General features: G+C 67.6%; 24 protein-coding genes. 11 read left to right on the top strand and 13 right to left on the bottom strand.

Annotation, left to right across the window (positions count from 1 at the left end):
• Positions 1-68 precede the first annotated feature (68 nt).
• Both ACE3QC_RS13405 and rpsU read right to left on the bottom strand, forming a co-directional pair.
• The gene (locus tag ACE3QC_RS13405; RefSeq protein WP_374409056.1) at positions 69-650 is read right to left on the bottom strand and encodes an FKBP-type peptidyl-prolyl cis-trans isomerase; all 582 of its coding nucleotides are present in this window, start codon (positions 648-650) and stop codon (positions 69-71) included.
• Between the two features lie 107 nt (positions 651-757).
• Positions 758-964: a 30S ribosomal protein S21 gene (rpsU, locus tag ACE3QC_RS13400; RefSeq protein ID WP_143554799.1), complete on the bottom strand. Its 207-nt coding sequence runs from the start codon at positions 962-964 to the stop codon at positions 758-760.
• A gap of 205 nt (positions 965-1,169) precedes the next feature.
• On the opposite strand from rpsU, the gene crcB reads away from it, so the two are divergent.
• From crcB to ACE3QC_RS13375, 5 genes are read left to right on the top strand one after another with little or no spacing between them, the layout of a single operon-like run.
• Complete coding sequence (gene crcB / locus ACE3QC_RS13395; RefSeq protein ID WP_374409054.1) at positions 1,170-1,577, top strand: fluoride efflux transporter CrcB; 408 nt, start codon at positions 1,170-1,172, stop codon at positions 1,575-1,577.
• A complete protein-coding gene (locus ACE3QC_RS13390; protein WP_374409052.1) occupies positions 1,574-2,749 on the top strand; it encodes an RluA family pseudouridine synthase in 1,176 nt (391 codons plus the stop codon). The genes crcB and ACE3QC_RS13390 overlap by 4 nt, the downstream gene beginning before the upstream one ends.
• The gene (locus ACE3QC_RS13385) at positions 2,746-3,399 is read left to right on the top strand and encodes an HAD-IA family hydrolase (RefSeq protein WP_374409050.1); all 654 of its coding nucleotides are present in this window, start codon (positions 2,746-2,748) and stop codon (positions 3,397-3,399) included. The genes ACE3QC_RS13390 and ACE3QC_RS13385 overlap by 4 nt, the downstream gene beginning before the upstream one ends.
• Positions 3,396-3,602, top strand: a complete 207-nt coding sequence (locus tag ACE3QC_RS13380) for a hypothetical protein (RefSeq protein WP_374409048.1) — start codon at positions 3,396-3,398, stop codon at positions 3,600-3,602. The genes ACE3QC_RS13385 and ACE3QC_RS13380 overlap by 4 nt, the downstream gene beginning before the upstream one ends.
• Positions 3,599-4,303, top strand: coding sequence for an ATP12 family chaperone protein (locus tag ACE3QC_RS13375; protein WP_374409046.1), 705 nt, complete (start codon positions 3,599-3,601; stop codon positions 4,301-4,303). The genes ACE3QC_RS13380 and ACE3QC_RS13375 overlap by 4 nt, the downstream gene beginning before the upstream one ends.
• Here the strand turns inward: ACE3QC_RS13375 and ACE3QC_RS13370 are convergent.
• Genes ACE3QC_RS13370 through ACE3QC_RS13355 form a run of 4 tightly spaced genes read right to left on the bottom strand, consistent with a single transcriptional unit; the run spans position 4,300 to position 7,883 of the window.
• Positions 4,300-4,887, bottom strand: coding sequence for an ABC-type transport auxiliary lipoprotein family protein (locus ACE3QC_RS13370; protein ID WP_374409044.1), 588 nt, complete (start codon positions 4,885-4,887; stop codon positions 4,300-4,302). The genes ACE3QC_RS13375 and ACE3QC_RS13370 overlap by 4 nt on opposite strands.
• Before the next feature lie 50 nt (positions 4,888-4,937).
• Positions 4,938-5,897, bottom strand: coding sequence for an MlaD family protein (locus tag ACE3QC_RS13365; protein WP_374409043.1), 960 nt, complete (start codon positions 5,895-5,897; stop codon positions 4,938-4,940).
• Between the two features lie 10 nt (positions 5,898-5,907).
• Entirely contained in the window at positions 5,908-6,774 is an 867-nt protein-coding gene (locus ACE3QC_RS13360; RefSeq protein ID WP_374409041.1) for an ABC transporter ATP-binding protein, read from the bottom strand.
• Positions 6,771-7,883, bottom strand: a complete 1,113-nt coding sequence (locus tag ACE3QC_RS13355) for an MlaE family lipid ABC transporter permease subunit (protein ID WP_374409039.1) — start codon at positions 7,881-7,883, stop codon at positions 6,771-6,773. Before ACE3QC_RS13355 ends, ACE3QC_RS13360 begins: the two co-directional genes overlap by 4 nt.
• A gap of 93 nt (positions 7,884-7,976) precedes the next feature.
• On the opposite strand from ACE3QC_RS13355, the gene ACE3QC_RS13350 reads away from it, so the two are divergent.
• Both ACE3QC_RS13350 and ACE3QC_RS13345 read left to right on the top strand, forming a co-directional pair.
• Complete coding sequence (locus ACE3QC_RS13350; RefSeq protein ID WP_374409037.1) at positions 7,977-10,667, top strand: valine--tRNA ligase; 2,691 nt, start codon at positions 7,977-7,979, stop codon at positions 10,665-10,667.
• A gap of 309 nt (positions 10,668-10,976) precedes the next feature.
• A complete protein-coding gene (locus ACE3QC_RS13345) occupies positions 10,977-11,711 on the top strand; it encodes a 7-carboxy-7-deazaguanine synthase QueE (RefSeq protein ID WP_374409035.1) in 735 nt (244 codons plus the stop codon).
• Between the two features lie 10 nt (positions 11,712-11,721).
• Here ACE3QC_RS13345 and ACE3QC_RS13340 read toward each other — a convergent pair whose 3' ends face one another.
• From ACE3QC_RS13340 to ACE3QC_RS13320, 5 genes are all read right to left on the bottom strand, one after another.
• Positions 11,722-13,455 (bottom strand): ATP-binding protein, encoded by a 1,734-nt coding sequence (locus tag ACE3QC_RS13340; RefSeq protein ID WP_374409033.1) that lies wholly within the window; start codon positions 13,453-13,455, stop codon positions 11,722-11,724.
• 84 nt (positions 13,456-13,539) lie between these two features.
• A complete protein-coding gene (locus ACE3QC_RS13335) occupies positions 13,540-14,259 on the bottom strand; it encodes a TIGR02186 family protein (RefSeq protein WP_374409298.1) in 720 nt (239 codons plus the stop codon).
• Positions 14,260-14,288: 29 nt separating this feature from the next.
• Positions 14,289-15,203 carry a sulfite exporter TauE/SafE family protein gene (locus tag ACE3QC_RS13330; RefSeq protein ID WP_374409031.1) on the bottom strand — a complete coding sequence of 305 codons (915 nt, stop codon included), beginning with the start codon at positions 15,201-15,203 and terminating at the stop codon, positions 14,289-14,291.
• 46 nt (positions 15,204-15,249) lie between these two features.
• Entirely contained in the window at positions 15,250-16,380 is a 1,131-nt protein-coding gene (locus tag ACE3QC_RS13325; RefSeq protein WP_374409029.1) for a hypothetical protein, read from the bottom strand.
• Positions 16,377-17,780: a glycosyl transferase family protein gene (locus ACE3QC_RS13320; protein ID WP_374409027.1), complete on the bottom strand. Its 1,404-nt coding sequence runs from the start codon at positions 17,778-17,780 to the stop codon at positions 16,377-16,379. The genes ACE3QC_RS13325 and ACE3QC_RS13320 overlap by 4 nt, the downstream gene beginning before the upstream one ends.
• Positions 17,781-17,859: 79 nt before the next feature.
• On the opposite strand from ACE3QC_RS13320, the gene nhaA reads away from it, so the two are divergent.
• A complete protein-coding gene (gene nhaA / locus ACE3QC_RS13315) occupies positions 17,860-19,077 on the top strand; it encodes a Na+/H+ antiporter NhaA (RefSeq protein WP_374409025.1) in 1,218 nt (405 codons plus the stop codon).
• 9 nt (positions 19,078-19,086) lie between these two features.
• Here the strand turns inward: nhaA and ACE3QC_RS13310 are convergent, their stop codons facing one another.
• Entirely contained in the window at positions 19,087-19,524 is a 438-nt protein-coding gene (locus tag ACE3QC_RS13310) for a VOC family protein (RefSeq protein ID WP_374409024.1), read from the bottom strand.
• Between the two features lie 95 nt (positions 19,525-19,619).
• Here ACE3QC_RS13310 and ACE3QC_RS13305 point away from each other — a divergent pair, with 95 nt between their 5' ends.
• A complete protein-coding gene (locus ACE3QC_RS13305) occupies positions 19,620-20,375 on the top strand; it encodes an SIMPL domain-containing protein (protein WP_374409022.1) in 756 nt (251 codons plus the stop codon).
• Between the two features lie 45 nt (positions 20,376-20,420).
• Here the strand turns inward: ACE3QC_RS13305 and ACE3QC_RS13300 are convergent, their stop codons facing one another.
• Positions 20,421-21,182, bottom strand: a complete 762-nt coding sequence (locus ACE3QC_RS13300; RefSeq protein WP_374409020.1) for a TorF family putative porin — start codon at positions 21,180-21,182, stop codon at positions 20,421-20,423.
• Between the two features lie 96 nt (positions 21,183-21,278).
• Between ACE3QC_RS13300 and ACE3QC_RS13295 the strand changes: the two genes are divergently transcribed.
• Complete coding sequence (locus ACE3QC_RS13295) at positions 21,279-22,250, top strand: metallophosphoesterase family protein (protein ID WP_374409018.1); 972 nt, start codon at positions 21,279-21,281, stop codon at positions 22,248-22,250.
• Positions 22,247-23,557 carry a UDP-glucose/GDP-mannose dehydrogenase family protein gene (locus tag ACE3QC_RS13290; RefSeq protein ID WP_374409017.1) on the top strand — a complete coding sequence of 437 codons (1,311 nt, stop codon included), beginning with the start codon at positions 22,247-22,249 and terminating at the stop codon, positions 23,555-23,557. Before ACE3QC_RS13295 ends, ACE3QC_RS13290 begins: the two co-directional genes overlap by 4 nt.
• Positions 23,558-23,601: the final 44 nt, after the last annotated feature.

The raw sequence follows: 23,601 nt of genomic DNA, 5'->3' as shown, positions 1-23,601 counted from the left end.
CTTCGTCTGGGGGTGGATTTCCCCGCCGCGCTAGCAGCGCGCCCGGCGGGCTTCAAGCGGCGGCGGCGTTACTGCTGCGGCTGCGGCGGCATCGGTTGGGGCTGCGGCATCGGCTGGCCCGGCTGGCCGGCCTCGCCCGGCGCGCCGCCCTGCTGCATCTGCATCATCTGTTGCATCGCCTGCATGCGTTGCTGGAACTCGGCGAACGGCATGAAATCGAGCAGCTCGACCTCGAACACCAGATCGCTGCCGGCGGGGATCGCGACCTCGCCGGTCATCGGGTTGACCTTGGCCTCCTCGCCATAGCCCTTCTCGGCCGGGATCTCGATCAGATAGCGGCCGCCCTTCTGCATCTTCACCGCGCCTTCGGCGAAACCGGGGATCATCCCTTCAAGCGGCAGCGGAGTCGCCTGCCCTTCGTCGAACACCGTGCCGTCGGCGAGCTTGCCGGTATAGTTCACCAGTACCACGTCGCTCGTGGCCGGGTTGGGCCCGGTGCCCGCCTGCAACTCCTCGACCGACACGCCCTTGGGCACCGCAGCCCAGGCGAGCCCGGCGGCGAGCAGCACCGCGACCGCGACCCCGAGCCACAGCTTCGTCAGGCTGCCCTTCGCGATGGGCTGGAGCGGCACGCGGGTGATCTCGGTCATGGAAAAACGGTCCTGAAATGCAAAAGCCTGAAAATGCAAAAGGGCGCGGAGGTCGGCCTCCGCGCCCTGATGGCTTATCGCTGTGATGTCTTCAAGCGCGGCAGCGCTTATTTCGCGCCGTCGCGCTCCGCCCGCTTGCGCTCGAGCTTGCGCGCGCGGCGAACGGCGGCGGCCTTTTCACGGGCGCGCTTCTCGCTCGGCTTTTCGTAGTGGCGGCGCAGCTTCATCTCGCGATACACGCCCTCGCGCTGCAGCTTCTTCTTGAGCGCGCGGAGAGCTTGGTCGACATTGTTATCGCGAACGACGATCTGCATAAATTCAAACACCTCACAGCAACGGCGCGATGCCCGCGGTGCGCGGGAGAGCGCCAGTTACGAATCAACGAAAAACGCGCCGAATCCGTTCCGGATCGGCTCGAAACGCCGCGCACATAGGCAAAATGGGCACCGATGGCAAGCGATGATCGGCCCTCGCTCGCGCGGGATGACGCGGGCGCGTTTGCCGTCTAAGGGCCTGCGGATGACCACCGTATCACCGATCGCGGCCAGCCTCTACGTCTTCGCCGGCGGCGGCGCGGGCGCGCTGCTGCGTTACCAGACCGGGCGCATGCTGACCCATGTGCTCGGCCCGCAGGCCGTGGCCGCGTTCCCGTGGGCGACGCTCGCCGTCAACGTGATCGGGAGCTGCGCGATGGGCCTGCTCGCAGGCTGGCTCGCGCGGCACGGTCAGGGTGGCGAGCAATGGCGGCTGCTCATCGGCGTCGGCCTGCTCGGCGGGTTCACCACTTTTTCCGCCTTCAGCCTCGAGCTGATGCTGCTGATCGAACGCGGGCAGCCCGCCCTCGCCGTCAGCTACGCGCTGATCTCGCTCCTCGCGGGACTAACCGCGCTCTACATCGGCCTCATCGCCATGCGGCTCGCCGCATGAGCCGGGACGATGCCAGCAAGACGGTGCGCCAGTTCACCGTCGAACCCGACGACGATGGCGTACGTCTGGACCGGTGGTTCAAGCGCCACCTGCCGCAGATCGGCTTCGCGACGATATCGAAATGGGCGCGCACCGGGCAGGTACGGGTCGACGGCGGACGCGCCAAGCCCGAGGATCGGCTGGCCGCCGGGCAGGTCGTGCGCGTGCCGCCAGGCGGCGAAGCACCGCACCGCAAGCCGAAGGCGAAACGCCCGCTGACCGAGGCCGAACTGGCCGAAGCGCGCGCGATGGTGATCGCCGAGACGCCATCCGCCATAGTGCTCAACAAGCCGCCGGGCCTCGCCACGCAGGGCGGCAGCAAGACGCACAAGCACGTCGATGGCCTGCTCGACGCCTTCGCCCCCGAAGAGGACGATCCGCGACCCCGCCTCGTGCACCGGCTGGACAAGGATACCAGCGGCGTGCTGCTGATCGCGCGCACGCCGGGCAGCGCGGCATCGTATTCCAAGCGCTTCTCGGGCCGCAGCGCGAAGAAGATCTACTGGGCGCTCGTTGTCGGCGTACCCGAGGTTTTCGAGGGCACGATTGACGCGCCGCTGGCCAAGCAGCCGGGCACCGGCGGCGAGAAGATGCACGTCGACGAGGAGAACGGGCAGAGCGCGGTGACCCGTTACCGCGTGGTCGATCGCGCCGGCAACAAGGCTGCATGGGTCGAGCTGGAGCCGATGACCGGGCGCACGCACCAGCTGCGGGTCCACCTCGCGGCGATCGGCCATCCGATCGTGGGCGACGGCAAGTATGGCGGGCAGGACGCGTTCCTGACCGGCAGCGTCAGCCGCAAGATGCACCTCCACGCGCGCCGCCTCATCATCGACCAGCCCGCCAGCGGCGGCAAGAAGCAGGGCAAGCTGGACGTTACCGCCGATCTGCCCGAACACTTCGCCGCGAGCATGGCGCACTTGGGGTTCGATCCGGGGGCGAGCGATGCCGCGACACTGCGCGAAGGTCCGCCCGAGCGCAGCCGCGAGGAAAAGAAGCAGGCCGCGCGCCAGCACGCCAAGCAATACCGCAAGGCCCGCCGCGGCGAACGGCGCGGACGCGGCGCGCCCGGCAAGCCGAAGAGCCCAGCCAAGCCCAGGGGGCCGGCCAAGCCCACGGGCAAGCGCAAGTGACCGTCAGGCTGGCGGTGTTCGATTGCGACGGGACGCTGGTCGATGGACAGGCCTCGATCTGCATCGCGATGGAGACGGCCTTCGCCGGGGCCGGGCTGCCCACTCCCGACCGGCACGACATCCGCCGCATCGTCGGGCTCAGCCTGCCGCAGGCGGTTCGCCTGCTCGCCCCCGATGCGGACGAAGCGCGGCGGCATCACGCGGTCGATGCCTACAAGCACGCCTTTCGCACCAGCCGCTTGGACGGCACGTTGGAAGAACCCCTGTTCGACGGCATAGCCGATCTGCTCGGCCTGCTGGCCGGGCGCGGCTGGACGCTGGGGGTCGCCACCGGCAAGTCCGACCGGGGGCTCGCCGGATGCCTCGCCACGCACGGCATCGCTGAGCATTTTGTCACGCTCCAGACCGCCGACCGCCATCCCTCGAAGCCCGATCCGGCGATGCTCGAAGCCGCGCTGGCCGAGGCGGGCGCGCAGGCGGACAACAGCGTGATGATCGGTGACACCACGTTCGACATGGACATGGCCCGCGCCGCCGGGGTGCGGGCGATCGGCGTCGCCTGGGGCTATCACACCGCACAGGAACTGCGCGAGGCAGGCGCGGAGCACGTCGCGCGAACGCCCGCCGAACTGGGAGAGCTGCTGTCATGACCGACCCCGCGATGGGCCGCCATTTCTCGATCGTCGCGGTGCGCTTCACCGGCGTGCTGATGATCCTGCTCGGCATCCTGATGGTGCGCGGCACGATCGATACCGCGGCGGGCGTCGGCTACGTGCTGATCGGGATCGGACTGGCCGAGGTGTTTCTCGTGCCGCTGTTCTTGGCCCGGCGCTGGCGCAGCCCGAAGGAATGAAGCGCTTCTATCGCGAAGCCGCCGCCGCCGAGGTAGACGGCGGCTGGCAGGTCGCGCTCGACGGGCGCGCGGTGAAGACCGCGGGCGGTGCGCCGCAGATCGTGCCGACGCGCGCGCTGGCCGAGGCGCTGGCGGCGGAGTGGAACGCGCAGGGCGAGACGCTCGACCCGGCGGCCTTTCTTATGCGCGGCATGGCCGATCATGCGATCGATACGGTGCGCCCCGATCGTTCCGCGGCGATCGCCAAGCTGCTCGCTTTCGGCGAGACGGACACGCTGTGCTATCGCGCCGACCCGGACGAACCGCTCCACCCCCGCCAGCGCGAGGCATGGGAGCCGCTGCTGGCTGCACTCGAGGCGCGCGAAGGCATCCGGTTCGAACGGGTGAGCGGCGTGATGCACCGCGCACAACCGCCCGAAACGCTCGACGCCTTGCGCGCCCGGCTGGAAACCTTCAACGAATTCACCCTCGCCGCGCTGCAGGCGATGGCCTCACTCACCGCCTCGCTGTGCGTGGCACTCGCTGCGCTGGAGAACGACGCGGACGCCGCCGACCTATGGGCGCTGGCCAATCTGGAAGAGGACTGGCAGGCCGACCTCTGGGGCCGCGATGCCGAAGCGGAAGCGCGCGGCACGGCGCGCGGGCGCGAATTCACGGTGGCGCAGGCGTTCGCGCGGCTGGCGCGCGAGCAGCAACCTTAACCCACCCACTCCGCGACTTGGCCCGCGACATCGTTCGCCGCCTCGTTCAGCGCCGGGCCGACCGAAGCCGCGTCCGCCGCGACGCCGGGCACCACGCTTTCGAAACGGCGCGTCTCGATCTGGCGGTTCGCCGCATCGCGGATCGCATCGAAGCGGACCACCACCGAGGAGGTGCGCGCATCGTAGCCGAAATCGCGCAGCACGCCGCGCAGCTGCGTCTCGGGCGTCAGCGCCGGATCGTCAGAATCGATCACCACGCGGCCGCTGCGCGTGCGGATCGTCTCCGCCAGCAGGCCGCGGAACAGCCGCGCGGGTTTGTCCACCCAGACTGCATCCTTGACGTAGGCCACGTTCGCATCGTCCACCTGCACCGGCACGCGCACGACATCGAGCCGCGCGGGCGCGTCGGGCACGAGGATCGCGAGCGACCCGGCGGCATTGCCGGTCGCGCCCGATCCGGCGGGTGCCTCCGCCGTGGGCGTCAGCGTCAGCAGGCTTTCGGGCGGTTCTGCGCCGAAGCTGATGCAGCCCGACAGCGCGGCAAGCGCTGCCAGCGCCGGAAATGTCCTGACAATCGCGCGCATCGCGTTCCCCCGTGATGTCGGTATTGATCTCGCCATCGATCTCGCCGGGCTCATGGCTCGTAATCGGGCAGCTTCTGCCCGCCGACCAGCGATCCGGCGCCCTGCGTTTCGATCTTTTCGGTCACGTTGCGCAGCGCCCGGCTGGTCGCGCGCAGATCCTGCATCGCGGCTTCGGCGGCGGGCAACGTGCTTTCGGAAAGCTGGCGCGCGGCGGGGCGTGCGTCGTCCAGCGTGGCGCTGAGCGACTTGGCGGCATCGTCGGCCGATTTCAGCGTGCCGCGCAATTGCGTGGCCAGCGACTGGCCTTCCTGATTGAGCAGCCGGTCGGTCGAGCCCATCACTTTCTCGAACGCATCGAGCGCTTCGGCCGATTCGCGCAGCGTCACCTGCAGTTCGGCCATCGTCGCGCGCACCTGCGGCGCGGTTTCGGCCAAGTCCGCGGTCATGCGGTTGGTGTTGCGCAAGATGCCTGCGATCTCGCCCTGGTTGTCGTCCGACAGCAGCAGTGTCAGCCGCTCGGTCAGCGTCGCCAGCCGCTCGAGCAGCAGTGGCGCGTTGGCGAGCAGTTCGCCCAGCCCGCCCGGCTTGGTTGGGATCACCGGCACGCCTTCGGGGCACGCGGTGTTGCCCGCGCCGTCTTCGCACGTCAGCGGGGGCGCATCGCGGCGCGCGCCGTCGAGCAGGATGGTCGAAACGCCCGTGAACGAACCCTGGATCGTCGCGGTCGTGCCGACGCGGATCGGCACCTCTTCCTTTACCTTCACGCGGACGCGGACGAACTGCGGATCGGTTTCCCACAGCGAGATATCGGTGACCTGCCCCACCGGCACGCCCGCGAACGAGACCTGCGATCCGTTGGCGAGCCCGGCGACCGACTGCTTGAAGAAGATGTCGTATTCGTCCTGCGCGCCCTGCCCCAGCCGGGCGAGCCAGACGAAGAACAGCGCCAGGCCGGCCAGCAGCAACAGCGTGACGGCCCCCACCCAGACATGATTTGCGCGCGTTTCCATTCGCTTGCCCCTATGCCTCGCCTTGAGAGCGCTTGTCCATCATTTCGGCGCGCTTGCGGCTCGCCTGAGCGGCGCGGCCGCGCGGACCGTTGAAATATTCGTCGATCCACGGGTGGTCGGTTTCGAGCAGTTCGGGGATCGTCCCGACCGCGATCACCTTGTGGTCGGCCAGCACCGCGACCCGGTCGCAGATCTCGTACAGCGTATCGAGATCGTGGGTGATGAGGAACACCGTAAGCCCCAGCGTCTCCTTCAGCTCGCGGGTCAGCTTGTCGAACGCGGCCGCGCCGATCGGGTCGAGGCCCGCGGTCGGCTCGTCGAGGAACAGCAGTTCGGGATCGAGCGCCAGCGCGCGCGCCAGCCCGGCGCGCTTCTTCATGCCGCCCGAAAGCTCGGACGGATACTTGCTGACAGCTTCTTCCGGCAAGCCCGAGAGCATCACCTTGTAGCGCGCGATCTCGTGCATCAGTTCGGGCGAGATGTCGGGGTAGAACTGCTTGAGCGGCACTTCCACGTTCTCGCCCACCGTCAGCGTGGAGAACAGCGCCCCGCCCTGGAACAGCACGCCCCAACGGTTGCGCACGCCGAGGTTCTCGTCCGGCTCGGCATTGGTCATCGATCGGCCGAAGACCTCGATCTCGCCCGCTACCGGCGTCTGGAGGCCGATGATCGAGCGCATCAGCACCGACTTGCCGGTGCCCGACCCGCCGACCACGCCGATGATCTCGCCCCGGTTGACGGTGAGCGACAGATCGTCGTGGATCGTCTGGTCGCCGAAGCGGTTGACGAGCCCCTTCACCACGACCGGATGCTCGCCGCGATACCGCTCGTAGCGGCCGAGGCCCTTCTCCTCCAGTTCTTCGTCGCTGTCGGTCATCCCCAGCCGATCTCGGTGAAGAACACCGCAAAGAACGCGTCGAGCACGATGACCATGAAGATCGCCTGGACCACCGCCTTGGTGGTCTTGAGGCCGACCTGCTCCGAATTGCCTTCCACCTGCATGCCCTGATAGCAGCCGGTCAGCGCCACGATCAGGCCGAACACCGGCGCTTTCGCCAACCCGACGTAGAAATCGTAGATCGGCACCACTTCCTGGACCCGGGCGAGGAAGGTGGTGAACGGGATGCCCAGCATCAGGTCGCCGATCACCGCTCCGCCGATGATCGCGATACACGAGGCGAAGAAGCCGAGCAGCGGCATCATCAGCACCGCGGCGAGGATGCGCGGGATCACCAGCGCCTCCATCGGCGAGATGCCGATCGTACGCATCGCGTCGACTTCCTCGGTCAGCTTCATCGTGCCGATCTGCGCGGCGAACGCGCTGCCCGAGCGGCCCGCGACCATGATCGCGGTCATCAGCACGCCAAGCTCGCGCAAGGTGATCCGGCCGACGAGATTGATCGTCAGCGTCTCGGCCCCGAATTGCGCGAGCTGCACCGCGCCCTGCTGCGCGATGACGATGCCGATCAGGAAGCTCATCAGCCCGATGATCGGCAGCGAGGATACCCCGACCAGCTCCATCTGCCGCACCAGCGCCTTGCCACGAAAGCGCGAGGGGTGGCGGATCAGGCTCAGCGTCGCGAGCAGGATCTGGCCGAGGAAGCCGATCATCCCGACAGCGCCCTGCCCGAATTCGTGGACCAGTTCGCCCATCCGTTCCGGCACGCGTTCCCACACCGGCCTGCGCGATGGCCGTATGTCCGCCGTGTTGCCCGCCGTATGCACCGCGTTAAGCAAGCGCTTCGCGCGTTCGTTCGCACCGACGATCTCGGCATTGTGACGCGCGGCGAGGTTGCACGCGACCCATGCGCCGACGGTGTCGATTTCGCTCACGCCCGAAAGGTCGATCGTCTTGGGATCGCCCTCCAGCCCGCGCAGTTCGTCGTCGACCGCGCCGATCGTGGAAACGAGGTAAGGCCCTGAAAGGACAAGCCGCGCGCGCTCGCCGCCGCCATCCTCGAGTTCGTATTGAGCCCCGTCCTTCATCGCTTCGACCTATGCGGGCAAACGATGCGCACTACAAGCGGGCAATCGTGCGTGTTGCGCGCCGCCCGGCCCGCTGGCAAAGGCGGCAGCCTTATGAGCACAGACCTGCCCAAGACCTTCGACCCCGCCGATATCGAGGCGCGCTGGTATTCGCACTGGGAAGCGAACGGCCTGTTCCGGCCCGAGCGCCCGGATGCCGAGCCGTTCACGATCGTCAACCCGCCGCCCAACGTGACGGGATCGCTCCACATCGGCCACGCGCTCGACAACACGCTGCAGGACGTGGTCGTGCGCTACGAGCGGCTGCGCGGCAAGGATGCGCTGTGGGTCGTCGGCACCGACCATGCGGGCATCGCCACGCAGATGGTGGTCGAGCGCCAGTTCGAGGCGAGCCAGGACAAGCGCACCAACTATTCGCGCGAGGATTTCGTGGCGAAGGTGTGGGAGTGGAAGGAGGAAAGCGGCGGCACGATCACCCGCCAGCTCCGCCGCCTCGGCTGCTCGATGGACTGGAGCCGCGAACAGTTCACCATGAGCCCCGAGTTCACCCGCGCGGTGACCAAGGTGTTCGTCGACCTCTACAACGACGGCCTGATCTACCGCGACAAGCGGCTGGTGAACTGGGACCCGAAGCTCAAGACCGCGATCAGCGACCTCGAAGTCGAGACGCAGGACGTGAAGGGCGGCTTCTGGCACTTCCGCTATCCGCTGGCGGATGGTGTCACCACGGCGGACGGCAAGGACCACCTCGTCGTCGCGACGACCCGGCCCGAAACGATGCTGGCCGACATGGCCGTGGCGGTGCATCCAGGCGACGAGCGCTACGCCAGCGTGGTCGGCAAGGAGATCGTCCAGCCGATCACCGGCCGCCGCTTCAAGGTGGTGGCTGACGAACACGCCGATCCCGAACTGGGCAGCGGCGTGGTCAAGATCACGCCGGGCCACGATTTCAACGACTTCGAGGTCGGCAAACGCGCCGCGATCGCGCCGGGCGAAATGCTCAACATGCTCGATGCCGAGGGCAACGTGAGCCAGACGGCGGACGGGCTCGTGCCGGACGAATTCCTCGGTCTCCACCGCTTCCGCCGCGACGGGACGGACGGCGCGCGCGAACTGGTCGTGGCACGGATGAAGGAACTGGGCTTCCTGATCCCGCACCTCGACAAGGATGGCGCGGAGCACGACGCCGAACCGCGCACGATCGCCACACCCTTCGGCGACCGCGGCGGCGTGGTGATCGAGCCGTGGCTGACCGACCAGTGGTACGTCGATGCCGAAAAGCTCGCGCAGGCCCCGATCGAGGCGGTGCGCGACGGGCGGATCGAGATCGTCCCGAAGAGCTGGGAGAAGACGTTCTTCAACTGGATGGAGAACATCCAGCCGTGGTGCGTTAGCCGCCAGCTGTGGTGGGGGCACCGGATTCCGGCTTGGTACGACGAAGACGGCCAGGCCTACGTCGCGCTGACCGAGGAGGAAGCGCAGGCACAGGCGGGCAACAAGAAACTGACCCGCGATGACGACGTCCTCGACACATGGTTCTCCAGCGCGCTCTGGCCCTTCGCCACGCTCGGCTGGCCGGAGGAGACCGACCTCCTCGCCAAGCACTATCCCAACGACCTGCTGATCTCCGGCTTCGATATCCTGTTCTTCTGGGATGCGCGCATGGCGATGCAGGGGATGCATTTCCTGGGTGAAGCGCCGTGGAAGCGGCTCTACCTGCACGGGCTGGTGCGCGCGGCGGACGGGCAGAAGATGTCCAAGTCCAAGGGCAACGTGGTCGATCCGCTGCTGCTGATCGACAAGTACGGCGCCGACGCGCTGCGCTTCTTCATGGCGGCGATGGAAAGCCAGGGCCGCGACGTGAAGATGGACGAGGCGCGGGTCGAGGGATACCGCAACTTCGCCACCAAGCTGTGGAACGCCACCCGCTTCTGCCAGGCGAACGGCATCGGCGCGAGCGACAGCGTCGCGGCGCCTGCGGCGACCAGCGCGGTCAACCGCTGGATCGTGGGCGAGGTGGTGGAAACTCTCGCCGCGCTCGACAAGGCGATGGCCGACCTGCGCTTCGATGCCGCCGCGAACGCGATCTACCACTTCGTGTGGGACACGTTCTGCGATTGGTATCTGGAGCTTATCAAGGGCGGGATCGACGACGAGACGAAGGCCGTCGCCGGCTGGACGCTCGACCAGATCCTCGTGATGCTGCACCCGTTCATGCCTTTCATCACCGAGGAACTGTGGCACGCGCAAGGCGATCGGCGGTACGAACTGATCCTCGCTAAATGGCCGCAGCCCGAAGCGGCGGTGGACGCCGCGGCCAAGGCCGAGGTCGAATGGCTGATCGAGCTGACCCGCAACCTGCGCGGGGCGAAGAACGAACTCGGCCTCGCCCCCGGCGCGAAGCTGGAAGCGTGGCTAGCCGAACCGTCAGGCGTCGCGCGCAAGGTGCTGTCGGGCAATGCCGCCGCGATCGAGCGCGTGGCGCGGCTTTTCGCCGTGCACACCGAGCCCGCCCCCGGCGGCGCGGCGTTGCAGGTCGGCGCTGGAGGCGATGCGCTGGTGATCCCGCTGGAAGGCCTGATCGACATCGACGCCGAGAAGGCACGCCTGACGAAAGCCCTTGCCGCTTCGGAGAAAGAGGCGAAGGCACTCGAAGGGCGGCTGTCGAACGCCAACTTCGTCGAACGCGCAAAGCCCGAGGCGGTGGAGAAGGCGCGCGCCGACCACGCGCACCACACCGCCGAGGCGCAGCGGCTGAAGGCGGCGCTCGAACGGCTGGGCTGAGCCAAAAAATCCTCCCCCATTGGGGAGGGGGACCATGCGACAGCATGGTGGAAGGGCACGCGCGGCTGCTCATGATCTTCAATGTCGCGAACCCTTGCACCTGCCCCTCCACCACCCGCTTCGCGGGCGGTCCCGCTCCCCGTGCCGGGGAGGATTTTCCTACTCCGCCCGTTTGTGCAAAGGGGTTGGCATGACACGCTTCCGCTCCCTTTCGGCAACCTCGGCACAGCGGCGCGAGCGGCCCGGATTTTTTCTCTCCAGGACTGTGGTCCAACCGGTCCATGTGTCGGTGTATCATGGGGCGCGGCCATGCCGCTGACGCTCGCCACGCAGGCGCCGGGCGAGCCCGAGATTTTCGCTTCACTCCAGGGCGAAGGGCCGAGCGCCGGGCGCCCGGTCGCGTTCCTGCGCCTCTCGCGCTGCAATCTCGCCTGCCAGTGGTGCGACACGGCCTACACGTGGCACTTCGAGGGCGACAATCGCCCGCACCGCGACGATACGACCTTCGATCGCAAGGCGAACCAGCTCATGCTCTCGGAAGACGAGGTGGCGCAGCGGATCGCGGCGCTGGGGCAGGATCGCCTCGTCGTGACCGGCGGCGAGCCGCTGTTGCAGGCCGGACCGCTGGCGAAGCTGCTGGACCTGCTGCCCGACATCGCGGTGGAGATCGAGACCAACGGCACGGTCGCCGCCCCGCCCCGGCTCGACGTGCGGATCGACCAGTACAACGTCAGCCCCAAGCTCGCGCACAGCGGCAATCCAGCCGATCTGGCGCTGCTGCCCGAGCGGCTCGACGCCTATGCGACCGATCCGCGCACGTTCTTCAAGTTCGTGATCGCGCAACCGGACGACGTGGACGAAGTGCTGGCGCTGGCCGAGCGTTACCGCTTCCGCCCCGGCCACGTGTTCCTGATGCCCGAGGGGACCGACAGCGCCACGATCCGGCAGCGCGAGGCATGGCTCGCCCCGCTATGCCTCGAACACGGCTGGCGCATGAGCGACCGGCTGCACATCCACCTCTACGGCGACACGCGCGGGACGTGAGGGCGGGTGCTCAGCGCCCCTGCGAGCGCCAGCGGCGCACCACGCGCTGCACGGTCTCTTCCTCGCCCCCGCCTTCGCGCCACAGCGCGACGAAGCTCGGGTCTTCGGAGGCCGGGCGACGTTCTTCCTCCAGCGTGTCGAAGCTCACCCGGATCGGGATCGCCACACCTTCGCCGCAGATGATGCACTCGCGGTTGCGCAGCGCGGGAATGCTGTCGAGGAACCCGCGCGCGCCTTCGGGCATCGCGGCCTTCACGAACGCCTGGTCGCGCTCGTTGTTGAGGCGCATCGAGATGATCGTGCCGCATTGCGACAGCACGCCTTCGGCGAGGTCGGACGGGCGCTGGGTGATAAGGCCCAGGCTGATGCCGTACTTGCGCCCTTCCTTGGCGATGCGCGCGAGGATGTTGCCGACCGACGAACCATCGGCATTGGCCTCGTTGGGCACGTACCGGTGCGCTTCCTCGCACACGAGCAGGATCGGCCGGGTCTTCTCCTCGCGGCCCCAGATCGCGAAATCGAACACCAGCCGGCTCAGCACCGCGACCACGGTGCTGGTGATGTCCGACGGCACGCCCGAGACGTCGATGATCGAGATCGGCTTGCCCTCGCCCGGCATGCGGAAGACCTTGGCGATGAACTCGGCCATCGTGTCGCCCACGAGCATGCCGGAGAACATGAACTGGTAACGCGGGTCGCCCTTCAGCTCGTCGAGCTTGTTCTTGATCCGCATGTACGGGGCGGACGATGTCGCCTTGTCCAGCTTGCCCATCTCGGTCTGGATCTCGTTCGAAAGGTCCGACAGCAGGTAGGGGATCGGCGAATCGACGGTGATCTTGCCCATCGTGTCGGCCAACCGGTTCTTCGAACGGGAGCGGAGCAGGCACTTGGCGAGGATGTCCATGTCCACCTGCCGTTCGTTCCCGCTCGAGGTCAGCAGCACCTCGCAGTGCTCCTCGAAGTTCATCAACCAGTAGGGCAGCTGGAGGTTCGACACGTCGAGGATCAGGCCCGTCTTGCGAAATGCCGAAGCGTATTCGCCGTGCGGGTCGATCATGACGATATGCCCTTCGGGCGCGGCGTCGCAGATTCGGTGGAGGATCAGCGCGGTGCCGGTGGACTTGCCGGTGCCGGTCGAGCCGAGCAGCGCGAAATGCTTGCCCAGCATCGCATCGACGTAGAGCCCGGCGCGAATGTCGCGCGTGGGATAGACGGTGCCGATCGGGATGCTCGCACGGCCGTCGCTGGCGTAGATGTGCCGCAGGTCGGCGGTCGTCGCCGGATAGACCTTCGCGCTGGGCACCGGATAGCGGGTGACCCCGCGGCGGAAGCCGTGGATGCGGCCGGTCAGCTTCTCCTCGGTTCCTTCGCCGAGAAAGTCGATGTCGGCGAGGATGCCGCCAGCCGTCCGGCGATCCTGCCGCTGGTTGCGCACGCTGGCGAGCAGCCACGAGTTGCCGACGCGGATCTTGATCTGGCTGCCGACCTGTCCGGCGAGCGCGATCGAGGGGTCTTCGTCGGCCATGCAGGCGTTGAGCCGCGCGACGTCGATGGCGATTTGCGCGCCGGAACCGGCGACCTCGAGCACGACGCCGATCGGCTTTATCGCATTGTCGGGATCGGCGGCGGCGCGCGGCGCGGCAGGGCGGGCCATGGCCATCGCAGGCACACGCTCCCGCGCTTCGGCGTCGTCGGCTTCGACCGGCGCACGCCGTGCGGGGTTACCGTGGCCCATGTCGGTCATGTAAAGATACGCCCTTCGTTCTGCCCCTGCCCGGGGGTAGCTCCGGCGAGGTTAAAATCGGGTCAACAGAGGGCCCCCATAGGATCAGATCATGGCGAACAGGCGGCCCGCGACCCACCCCATGCCGACCGACATGAACACCGCGAGCAGGCCGTAGAACAGCGATTGCTGCTCGGCGAACACCTCCACGAAGCGTTCGAAGCCGACCTTGCGGACCTCGACCTCGGCGATCGCGGAGGCGATCACCCGGCCGCGAGTGATCGCGAAGGTTTCAGCGGTGTAGGTGCCGGTCTGAACGTTCGAGGGCAGCGATATGCGCGCCTGGTACAGCACCTGTTCGCTGATCTGCACGCCGTCGGGCAATTGCTTGTACAGCCCCTGGCGGCTGCGCAGGTCGACGAGGCCGGCCTTGAAGGTCGCCTGCTCCTCCGGGTCGATCGTCCCGCTTGGCGAGAGTTGCAGGTAATCGAGACCGAGTTCGTAGATCGCGGCGGTCCGCTCGTCGACGATGTCCGCGATCGGGCGCGAGGCGGCGACGGCGAAGAACGAAGGCGCGGACTGGAATGCGGTGCTCTGGGCGTTGACCCAGATGCCGCCGACCCGCTCCTTCTCGCGCACCGCGATGGGTTCGGTCGGCCCCTTCAGCACTACCACGATGTCGTAGTCGCGGCCGGCGCGCGCTCCGGTCGGGTCGAGGATCGCGCCGAACAGTAGCAGTTCGGTCCCGGTGAAGCCCTGCTGCACCTGGATATCGTCCTGCGACACGGAAGGCACGAGGATCGGATCGCGCTGGCCCGACAGCATCAGCAGCGCGAGGAGAAGGAACAGCTGCTTCACAGCGGCACCACGGTGAAGATCTCGTCGGGGCGAACGAGCAAGCCGAAGAACATCCGCAACGCGATCGCGAGCACGATCGCCGCGAGCGCCAGGCGCAGGTATTCGGGCTTGAACTTCTGCGCCACCTGCGTGCCGAGCTGCGCCCCGGTGACCGAGCCGATCAGCAGCAGCACCACTAGCACGATGTCGACCGCATGAGTCGTCAGCGCGTGCATCATCGTGGTCGCCATCGTCACGAACAGGATATTGTACAGCGAAGTGCCGACCACGACGTTGGCGCTCATGCCGAGGATGTAGAGCATCGCGGGCACGAGGATGAAGCCGCCACCCACCCCCATCAGCATCGTGAGCGTACCCACCGCGACGCCGAGCAGCAGCGGCGCGATCGGCGAGATGTACAGGCCGGAACGGTAGAAGCGCCAGCGCAGCGGCAGCGCGGCGATCAAGCGGTGGTGGCGCCGCTTCATTGCGGGCTTCTTCTCCCCCTTGTCGGACGGGCGGACCGCCTGCCACGCCTCGCGCGCCATCAGCGAGCCGATCGAGCCGAGCATGACGACGTAGAGGATATTGATGACGGTATCGATCTGCCCGATCGACTGGAAAAAGCGGAACAGCAGCGCACCGATCCCGGCGCCGATGATCCCGCCCCCCACGGTGACCGCGCCCATGCGGTAGTCGACCCCGTTGCGCCGGTTGTGCGCCAGCACGCCCGACACGCTGGCGCCGGTGACCTGGGTCGATGCGGAGGCGGCCGCGACCGTGGGCGGCACGCCGTAGAAGATCAGCAGCGGCGTCGTCAGGAATCCGCCGCCGACGCCGAACAGACCCGAGAGAATACCCGTCAGCGCCCCCAGCCCCACGATGACCAGCCCGTTGACCGAGAGGTTCGCGATGGGGAGGTAGACGTCCATGTCCACGCCCTAACCGAGCGCGGCGGCGGTTGAAAGCGCGCGCGTTTCAGAATCCGGTCGATAGCGTGAGCGCGACGCCCGTATCGGGCATTGCCGTTCCCGCGACGCGCACGCGATAGTCGACCGCCAGCCGCGCCGGCGCTACACCGAGATCGAGGTGGAGCGCCGCGCTCGGGCCGACGTCGAGCCGGGCGGCGCCTTTCTGCGCACCGCCCCAGACCCCCGCGCCGGCGCGCAACGTGCCGAGATCGAACCGCGCCACTTCGCGGTCCGCCCGCGCCTGGCCGTCGACGAACGCGGTGGCGAAATCGCCGCCGACATACCCTGCCTGCAGATAGGCCTCCCCACGCAGTGCGAACGGCAGGCGCGCCGGCGGGAGTTCGGTGACCGCGAAAGCGGCCGGGCGCAGCCGCGCCCGACCTGCCGCGCTGCGAACGGCCCGCACTTCGGCATGGACAGACACCGGGACGCCCGGCACCGGCCGTGCGGCGAACCCGGCCGCCAGTTCGCTTTCCCGCCCCCCCGCGAGCGCCTGGCTTACCCGCGCGTAGGCTGTCGGCCGATGCGTGCTGCCGGGCGCGAGGCGATAGCGCACCACGGCGCCCGCCTGGCTCGCGCCGTAGCTGGCGGGTCCGGCTCCGGCCAAGCTCCGGCCGGACGCGTTCGGGCGCAGCAGCAACCACGAATCGACCGACCAGCGATCCTTACGCGCCAGCGCTGCAACGCCGCGTTCGGCCCCGCTCGCCGAGCCTCTTCGTTGGCGCGGCGCAGCGCTCCCGAACTGCGTGGTCAGTTCAGCCGGAATCGGCAACGAAGCTGTCGCGGCGAGCCAAAGCAGGTGATGGCCGGCCATTACCTCGCCGCTGTGGAACGATTGCAATCCCGCGGCCGCGCCGGCTTCGCGCACCGGCAGCAGGCGATCCAGGGATGCCGCGGCCTTCTGCGGCATCGCGCTTCCGGAGACAACCAAACCACGTTCGAGAACAACGGCGGGAGGCTGGGACGGCGCCGTGTCGGCCGCGCGCGCGTCGACCAGCGAGACGAGCGGCTCGAGCGCTTCTGCGACCGGCGGGAACGGCGACTGCCACATCATGACGCGCCCGGCGATCCAAACCACGAGCAGGCAGACCAGAACGGCCAGCGGCTGGCCGCGGCGCCGGGCCGTCGTATCGTTCATGCAATCGCTTCGCGCATGGCGAGCGCGGGATGCGCGGCATGTTCGGTCTTGTCCCAGCGCGGCGTGGTTCCACGCAGGCTGCGGACATAGCCGAACAGCGCGCGGCGTCCGGCCATGATCGCGATGACATTCGTCAGCGGTATCCGCGCGACCGCCCGCAGGCCCTCCGCCATGCCGTATTCGCGCGCCGTGAAGCCGAAGCGCATCACGCAGCGCCAGGCGAAGCTCGCGAAGTTCGCCAGCAGGATGGACGCGAGCAGGGGGCTCAGCGGCGCGGCATGCGTCACGCCGGCAAGCCCCGCGACCCAGCCGATCCCGGCGAGCAGAAGGACCGCGTAGGCGACCGCGAGGACCAGCGCGGTCAGCGGACCGCGACGATCGCGCAACCGCATCCAGATTTCGACCGGCGCGCGATGCCAGCCGAGCCGATCCCATCCCTGGAAGGCGATCTCGAACACCCACCGCGTCTTCTGCCGCACCGCGTGGTCGAGCCGGTCGGGAAAGTACGCCCGGGTCGCGATCAGGCGGGCGTCGGGCGCGCGACGGCGGACGAAACGCGTGTGCCCGCCCATCGTGGCGATGCCCAGGCCGAGCTCGTAATCCTCGGTCAGGCATTCGGCGGCGAAAGGCACATTCCCGTCGCGCAGCGCAGCGAGCCGGGCGAGTGCACCGCGCGCGATCCCGCAGCCGACGCCGGCGAGCGGAATGCCCGCGCCCAGCGCGTCGCGAACCACCAGACCCTTGCCATGGGCCTCGGCGAATTCCTCGCAGTAATGGCTGCCGACCCAGCGCGATTTTCGCTGCGGCAGCGGCAGGACGGGCAATTGCACGAGATCGGCCCCGCGCAGCGACGCGCGGATCAGCGATAGCGCGGCCGGGTCGACCATGTCTTCGGCGTCGTGCAGCACAACCGCGCCTGCACGCACGCCACCCCGCGCCTCGTCGGTCTCGAGCGCCAGATAGAGCCTGTTCAGGCAGTCCGCCTTGGTCGTCGGGCCTTCGGCCTCGTGAACCACCAGCCTGATCCGATCCTCGCTTCCGGCAACCGCCATCGCAGCCTCGAGCGTCTTCGGGTCGTTGGCGTAGCATCCGACATAGATCCGCAGCGCCGGATCCGGCCAGACGTGCAGCATGTGCCGCAACGTCGCACCGATCACGAGTTCCTCGCGCCATGCGGGCACGAACACCGCGAACGTCTCGCCCGATGAAGGGTCGTCGTTACGCGTCCTTGCGTCGAACACCGCGGTCCGCGCGCGCCCGGTCACACGGAGCCAGAGCCATGCAAGATCGACCGCAAACTCGTCCAGCGCGCCGATCAGGAAAAACACGCCAGCGAACAGTAGCAACTCGCGCTCGACGAGCACGAGCCACTCTATCGGCGAAAATCCCCCCGATATCATCCGCTTCCCCCCGCCGTCGTCCTATCGAACGTCCGCAGGCCTTGCAACGCGCAAAGAAATCCGAAATGGAGCAGCCGCAATGGCAAATGCTCCCAAACCGCTCCGCTCGCTCTTCGCTCCGGTTCGCGCGCTGTTCGTCGGCGACGCTTCGGCAGGCATTCTGCTTATCCTTGTCGCGCTCGGTGCGATGGTCATCGCCAACTCCGCGCTGGCGCACGAATATCACGCGCTGTTCCACGGAACGTTGCCGTTCACGCCGATCCTCAAGCTCGACACCCTGCACCTGTGGGTCAACGACGGGCTGATGGCGATCTTCTTCTTCGTCGTCGGCCTGGAAGTGAAGCGCGAATGGATCGAAGGCCAGCTCAGCTCGGCCGAACAACGCCGCCTGCCCATCCTCGCGGCGGTCGCGGGCATGCTCGTGCCGGCGGTGATCTACCTGTTCTTCGTGCAGGGCGAGGCCGAGCAACTGACGCGCGGCTGGGCCATCCCGGCGGCGACCGACATCGCCTTCGCGATGGGCGTGCTCGGCCTGCTGGGCAATCGCGTGCCGGGATCGCTGCGGCTGTTCCTGCTCACGGTCGCGATCGTCGACGACATCGGGGCTGTGCTGGTCATCGCGGTGACTTACACCGCCGGGATCAAGCTTGCCTGGCTGATCGGCGCGTTGATCGTGGTCGGGGTGATGCTCGCGCTCAACCGAATGCGGATAAAATCCGTCGTGCCGTTCCTGCTGCTCGCGCTGGTCCTGTGGTATTTCGTGCTCAACTCGGGCGTGCACGCGACCATCGCGGGCGTGGTCGCCGCGCTGACGATTCCGATGGTCGGCAAGAACGACGACACGATGCTGGAAAATCTGGAGCACAGGCTCGCTCCGTGGAGCGCTTACCTGATCGTTCCCATATTCGGCTTCGCCAATGCCGGCGTGGACTTGTCGGGGCTCGGCCTCGCCGGCGTCCTCGCGCCGCTGCCGATAGCGATCGCCGCGGGGCTGTTCATCGGCAAGCAGCTGGGTATCGTCACTGCGATTTTCGCCGCCGACCGGCTGGGCTTCGCCCCCCGGCCCCACGGCGCGAACTGGCCCGAGATCTGGGGCGTGTCGATCCTGTGCGGGATCGGCTTCACCATGTCGCTGTTCATCGGCGAACTGGCGTTCCCCGGCTATCGCCTGCTGATCGACGAGGCCAAGATCGGCACGCTACTGGGCTCGCTGATCTCAGCCATCGTCGGGTTCACCATCCTGCGCATGACGACGACGCATCCGGGCGACAACGACGGGCTTGCGAAACAGGCCTGAGCCGAGGGCTCACCAGCTCCCGGTATTTTCCATGCTCGCCCAGGGTTCCTGCGGCGGCAGGTGACCGTCTTGCAGCAGCTCGACCGAAATCCCGTCGGGCGAACGCACGAAGGCCATGTGCCCGTCACGCGGCGGGCGGTTGATCGCGACCCCGGCCTCCATCAGCCGCTGGCAGGTTTCGTAGATGTCCTCGACGCGGTAGGCGAGGTGGCCGAAGTTGCGCCCGCCATCGTAGGCTTCCGGCGCGCTGCCGTCCTCCGCCGGCCAATTGTAGGTCAGTTCGACCTCGGCCAAGCCTTCCTGCCCCGGCGCGGCGAGGAACACGAGCGTGAAGCGTCCCTTCTCGTTGTCGAAGCGGCGGACTTCTTCCAGCCCTATCATGCGGAAAAAATCCACCGTGGCATCGATATCGGCCACTCGGATCATGCTATGGAGATATTTCACCATGGTCGTCGAACTCCATTCGTCTATATTCAAGCACGGTTCATCGCGCGCCACTAAAGTCGCTTCGCGTATCCACCCCGCTTTCCGGAAGGATCGCAATGCCCGCATCTAGTCACGAATCGCCGCCTGCCAAACCCTCCATCTGGCGCGACCCCGTCACGCTGCGCTGGCTCGCCAGCGCCGGCGTCGTTTCGATCGGGCTGATCGTCGGCGGCTTCCTGCTGGGCGACGGGCTGGTTCGCGCCAAGCAGGCCGACCGCGCGGTGACGGTGCGCGGCCTCGCCGAACGCGAGGTGGTGGCCGATCTGGCGACCTGGACCATCTCCTACTCCTCCACGGCGACCGACCTCGCCTCGGCGCAGGAAGGGGTCGACCGCGATTCCGCATCGATCGAGGCGTTCTTCCGCGATCTCGGCTTCCCCGCCGACGCGCTCCAGCCGACGGGCGTGAACGTCAACTACTTTACCGACAACAACGGCGTGGGCCGCTATACCGTGCGCCAGCGCATGTCGCTGCGCACGACAGACATCGAGCGGGCGCAAAACGCGGTGAAGCGCCAGGTCGAGCTGGTCCGCCGCGGGGTGGTGCTGGAGGAAGGCTCAGCGATGGCCTACAACTTCACCGAACTCGACGCCATCAAGCCCGCGATGGTCGCCGCAGCGACGAAGGATGCGCGCGCGGCGGCCGAACAGTTCGCGAAGGACAGCGGCGCCGACGTCGGCGCGATCCGCCATGCGACGCAGGGCTATTTCTCGATCGAGGCGCGCGACGGAGAATCCGGCGGATGGGGCGTCTCCGACACGCCCTACAAGAAAGTCCGCGTGGTCACTACGGTCGATTTCTCGCTCGACTGACGATGCGGAGCCCGCCCGTGACGGCGCGGGCTCCGCACGCTGCGGTCAGAAGCTCATGCCGAGCGTGGCGACGACCGCGTCGTCGGTGAAGCTGTCGATCGAAGGGCCTTCGACCCCGACATAGCTGACGCCGACCTCGAGCCCACCCAGCACCGTGGCGCTGGCCCCGATCGACCAGTCGAGCCCGCTGTCGTCGCCCGTCCCGGCAAGCAGCGGCGGCGCGAGAACGCCGTCGGTGTAGCCGAGGTGCGCACTGAGCGAGATCGGCGTGTTCGGTATTCCGACGCCCAGATCGGTGTAGATGTACAGGTTGTCGTCGTCCCCCAGCGCGCTCTGGTCGAATGCATAGGCCGCGCCCACAGTCGCTTCTGCCGGGCCGAGCGTGAAGCCGATCGACGCGTAGGGCTCGAAATAGTCGGTATTCGCGCCCAGATCCTCGGTCGGGTAGATGTAGTAGAGCAGCCCGACGTCGACTGTGACCCCATCGGACACCTCGCCGCTCCAGCCGCCGTAGATATCGAACTCCATGTCGCCGAGCAGATCGGTGCCGCCGTCGTCGATCGAGCTGCCCCAGGTGCCGACGTAGAACCCGCTTTCGTGCGCGATGTCGATGCCGCCCTGGATGGCCGGGTCGCCGCCCGAAAGCGAAACCCCGCGGAAGCGATAGTCGCTCACGATGGCGACGTTGCCCGATACTTCGATCGCGCTCGGCGGATCGGTTTCGTCCTGCGCATGGGCCGGCGCCACGGCAACGAGGGCGGATGACAGAAAAGCTGCGGCGCAAAGGCCGCGGACGGACGTGAGCATGACAAACTTCCTTGCGTTTGCAGTTGTGCTTCGTCCCACCTGCCGGTCCGCCGGCGACTTCGTTCGCGAGCGCGCTCTTGCGGACACGAAACAATCGTGCAGCACTATGCTGCATTGCACAAGGAATATTTCACGAGTGTCATATCCGCTGCGGAAGTGTTGAGTTTGTGCATCAGCCGGCCGCCAGTTCACTCGACAGACATCGGTTGCCGTGCATCGGCCGCTCCCCTATCCGCCGCGTCCGACGCGTTGTTGAAAGATCAGATGTTCGAGCCTCTTCGCAAGATGTTCCGCGCCAGAGCCGAGGCGCAACGGCCGGCCGTTCCGCACGGACAGCGCGTCTACGTGGTGGGAGATATCCACGGCCGGCTGGATCTCTTCGCGGCCCTGATCGACGCGATCGAGCGCGACGACAGCGAAGCGGGCGCGGCCGAGACCGTGGTGGTCCTGCTCGGCGATCTCGTCGACCGGGGGCCGGACAGTGCGGGCGTCGTCGCGAAGGCGCGCGAATGGCAGGCCCGGCGCCGCGTGCGCATCCTCGCGGGCAACCACGAGGAGATGTTCCTTGAATCGTTCGAAGACACCAACCTGCTGCGCCATTTCCTCAAGCATGGCGGGCGCGAGACGCTGCTCAGCTACGGCATCTCGCTCGAACGCTACAACGACAGCACGCTCGAGGAGCTCCAGCGCCTGATGCAGCTGTCCGTCCCCGAAGGCGACCGCGCGTTCCTGCAGGGGCTCGAGGAATGCTTCGTCATCGGGGATTACCTGTTCGTTCACGCCGGCATCCTTCCCGAAGTCCCGGTGGAGGAGCAGTCGCGCCACGACATGCTGTGGATCCGGGATCGGTTCCTGCGCTATCCCGACCGCCATTCGCACATCGTGATCCACGGACACACGATTCACGACGACGTGGACGAGCGTGACAATCGCATCGGAATCGATACCGGGGCATACCGGTCGGGCCGGCTGACCGCGCTCGCGCTCGAGGGAACGGGCCGGCGATATATTCAGGCCGTCGACGCGGCGGGCAGCATCACAATTCACAAGCGAGAGACGGCGTCATGAAAATTGCAATGGTTGGGTCGGGCTACGTCGGCCTGGTGTCGGGCGCGTGCTTCGCCGATTTCGGCCACGAAGTGGTCTGCATCGACAAGGATACGTCGAAGATCGACCGCCTGCGCGACGGGGTGATGCCGATCTACGAACCGGGCCTGGAAGCGCTGGTCGCAAGCAACGTGAAGGCCGGGCGGCTGTCGTTCACCACCGATCTTGCCGAAGGCATCGCCGGGGCGCATGCGGTGTTCATCGCCGTCGGCACGCCGAGCCGCCGGGGCGACGGGCACGCCGATCTCTCGTTCGTCCATGCGGTCGCGCGCGAAGTGGGCGAGAGCCTCGCCAACGATGCAGTCGTCGTCACCAAGTCGACCGTTCCTGTCGGGACGGGAGACGACGTGGAGCGCTTCATCGCGGAGACGGGCTGCAAGCACCGCGTATCGGTGGTGTCGAACCCCGAATTCCTGCGCGAAGGCGCCGCGATCGGCGATTTCAAGCGGCCCGACCGCATCGTCATCGGCGCGGAGGACGATTTCGGACGCGAAGTGATGCGCGAGATCTATCGCCCGCTGTTCCTCAACGAATCGCCCATCCTGTTCGTCAGCCGCCGCAGCGCCGAGCTGATCAAGTACGCGGCCAACGCCTTCCTCGCGACCAAGATTACCTTCATCAACGAAATGGCCGACTTGTGCGAGAAGGTCGGCGCCAACGTGCAGGACGTCAGCCGCGGGATCGGGATGGACAACCGCATCGGCCCCAAGTTCCTCCACGCCGGCCCCGGCTATGGCGGAAGCTGTTTCCCGAAGGATACGCTCGCCCTGCTCAAGACCGCCGAGGACTACGACAGCCCGGTGCGGATCGTCGAGGCGGTGGTGAAGACCAACGACAGCCGCAAGCGCGCGATGGGCCGCAAGGTGATCGACGCGCTCGGCGGGCCCGAGGTTGCGCGCGGCAAGAAGGTCGCGCTGCTCGGCCTGACCTTCAAGCCCAACACCGACGACATGCGCGACAGCCCGGCGATCGCGATCGCGCAGGCGCTCGCCGATGCGGGCGTGGAGGTCGCCGGCTACGATCCCGAAGGGATGGAGCAGGCGGCCCCGCTGATGCCCGAGGTCGCCATGTGCGACAGCCCCTATGCCGCGATCGAAGGCGCCGATGCGGTCGCCATCGTGACCGAGTGGGACGCCTTCCGCGCGCTCGATCTCGCCCGCGTTCGCGAACTGGCGAACGCACCGGTCCTCGTCGACCTGCGCAATATCTACCAGGCCGGCGACCTGCGCGAAGCGGGCTTCACCTACCACAGCATCGGCCGCCCCTGACTCCAGCCGCAGTAGCGCCTACGTCCGCCGCCCCCCTGCTTTTT

Origin of the sequence: Pelagerythrobacter sp., assembly GCF_041912895.1 — a bacterium.
Classification (GTDB): domain Bacteria; phylum Pseudomonadota; class Alphaproteobacteria; order Sphingomonadales; family Sphingomonadaceae; genus Pelagerythrobacter.
This window is presented reverse-complemented; position numbering and strand designations above follow the sequence as displayed.

What these genes read in the sequence shown, in the direction of transcription:
- ACE3QC_RS13405 (WP_374409056.1), bottom strand. Translation starts at nt 650, where the DNA reads ATGACCGAGATCACCCGCGTGCCGCTCCAGCCCATCGCGAAGGGCAGC.
- rpsU (WP_143554799.1), bottom strand. Translation starts at nt 964, where the DNA reads ATGCAGATCGTCGTTCGCGATAACAATGTCGACCAAGCTCTCCGCGCG.
- crcB (WP_374409054.1), top strand. Translation starts at nt 1,170, where the DNA reads ATGACCACCGTATCACCGATCGCGGCCAGCCTCTACGTCTTCGCCGGC.
- ACE3QC_RS13390 (WP_374409052.1), top strand. Translation starts at nt 1,574, where the DNA reads ATGAGCCGGGACGATGCCAGCAAGACGGTGCGCCAGTTCACCGTCGAA.
- ACE3QC_RS13380 (WP_374409048.1), top strand. Translation starts at nt 3,396, where the DNA reads ATGACCGACCCCGCGATGGGCCGCCATTTCTCGATCGTCGCGGTGCGC.
- ACE3QC_RS13375 (WP_374409046.1), top strand. Translation starts at nt 3,599, where the DNA reads ATGAAGCGCTTCTATCGCGAAGCCGCCGCCGCCGAGGTAGACGGCGGC.
- ACE3QC_RS13370 (WP_374409044.1), bottom strand. Translation starts at nt 4,887, where the DNA reads ATGCGCGCGATTGTCAGGACATTTCCGGCGCTGGCAGCGCTTGCCGCG.
- ACE3QC_RS13365 (WP_374409043.1), bottom strand. Translation starts at nt 5,897, where the DNA reads ATGGAAACGCGCGCAAATCATGTCTGGGTGGGGGCCGTCACGCTGTTG.
- ACE3QC_RS13360 (WP_374409041.1), bottom strand. Translation starts at nt 6,774, where the DNA reads ATGACCGACAGCGACGAAGAACTGGAGGAGAAGGGCCTCGGCCGCTAC.
- ACE3QC_RS13355 (WP_374409039.1), bottom strand. Translation starts at nt 7,883, where the DNA reads ATGAAGGACGGGGCTCAATACGAACTCGAGGATGGCGGCGGCGAGCGC.
- ACE3QC_RS13350 (WP_374409037.1), top strand. Translation starts at nt 7,977, where the DNA reads ATGAGCACAGACCTGCCCAAGACCTTCGACCCCGCCGATATCGAGGCG.
- ACE3QC_RS13345 (WP_374409035.1), top strand. Translation starts at nt 10,977, where the DNA reads ATGCCGCTGACGCTCGCCACGCAGGCGCCGGGCGAGCCCGAGATTTTC.
- ACE3QC_RS13340 (WP_374409033.1), bottom strand. Translation starts at nt 13,455, where the DNA reads ATGACCGACATGGGCCACGGTAACCCCGCACGGCGTGCGCCGGTCGAA.
- ACE3QC_RS13335 (WP_374409298.1), bottom strand. Translation starts at nt 14,259, where the DNA reads ATGCTGTCGGGCCAGCGCGATCCGATCCTCGTGCCTTCCGTGTCGCAG.
- ACE3QC_RS13330 (WP_374409031.1), bottom strand. Translation starts at nt 15,203, where the DNA reads ATGGACGTCTACCTCCCCATCGCGAACCTCTCGGTCAACGGGCTGGTC.
- ACE3QC_RS13325 (WP_374409029.1), bottom strand. Translation starts at nt 16,380, where the DNA reads ATGAACGATACGACGGCCCGGCGCCGCGGCCAGCCGCTGGCCGTTCTG.
- ACE3QC_RS13320 (WP_374409027.1), bottom strand. Translation starts at nt 17,780, where the DNA reads ATGATATCGGGGGGATTTTCGCCGATAGAGTGGCTCGTGCTCGTCGAG.
- nhaA (WP_374409025.1), top strand. Translation starts at nt 17,860, where the DNA reads ATGGCAAATGCTCCCAAACCGCTCCGCTCGCTCTTCGCTCCGGTTCGC.
- ACE3QC_RS13310 (WP_374409024.1), bottom strand. Translation starts at nt 19,524, where the DNA reads ATGGTGAAATATCTCCATAGCATGATCCGAGTGGCCGATATCGATGCC.
- ACE3QC_RS13305 (WP_374409022.1), top strand. Translation starts at nt 19,620, where the DNA reads ATGCCCGCATCTAGTCACGAATCGCCGCCTGCCAAACCCTCCATCTGG.
- ACE3QC_RS13300 (WP_374409020.1), bottom strand. Translation starts at nt 21,182, where the DNA reads ATGCTCACGTCCGTCCGCGGCCTTTGCGCCGCAGCTTTTCTGTCATCC.
- ACE3QC_RS13290 (WP_374409017.1), top strand. Translation starts at nt 22,247, where the DNA reads ATGAAAATTGCAATGGTTGGGTCGGGCTACGTCGGCCTGGTGTCGGGC.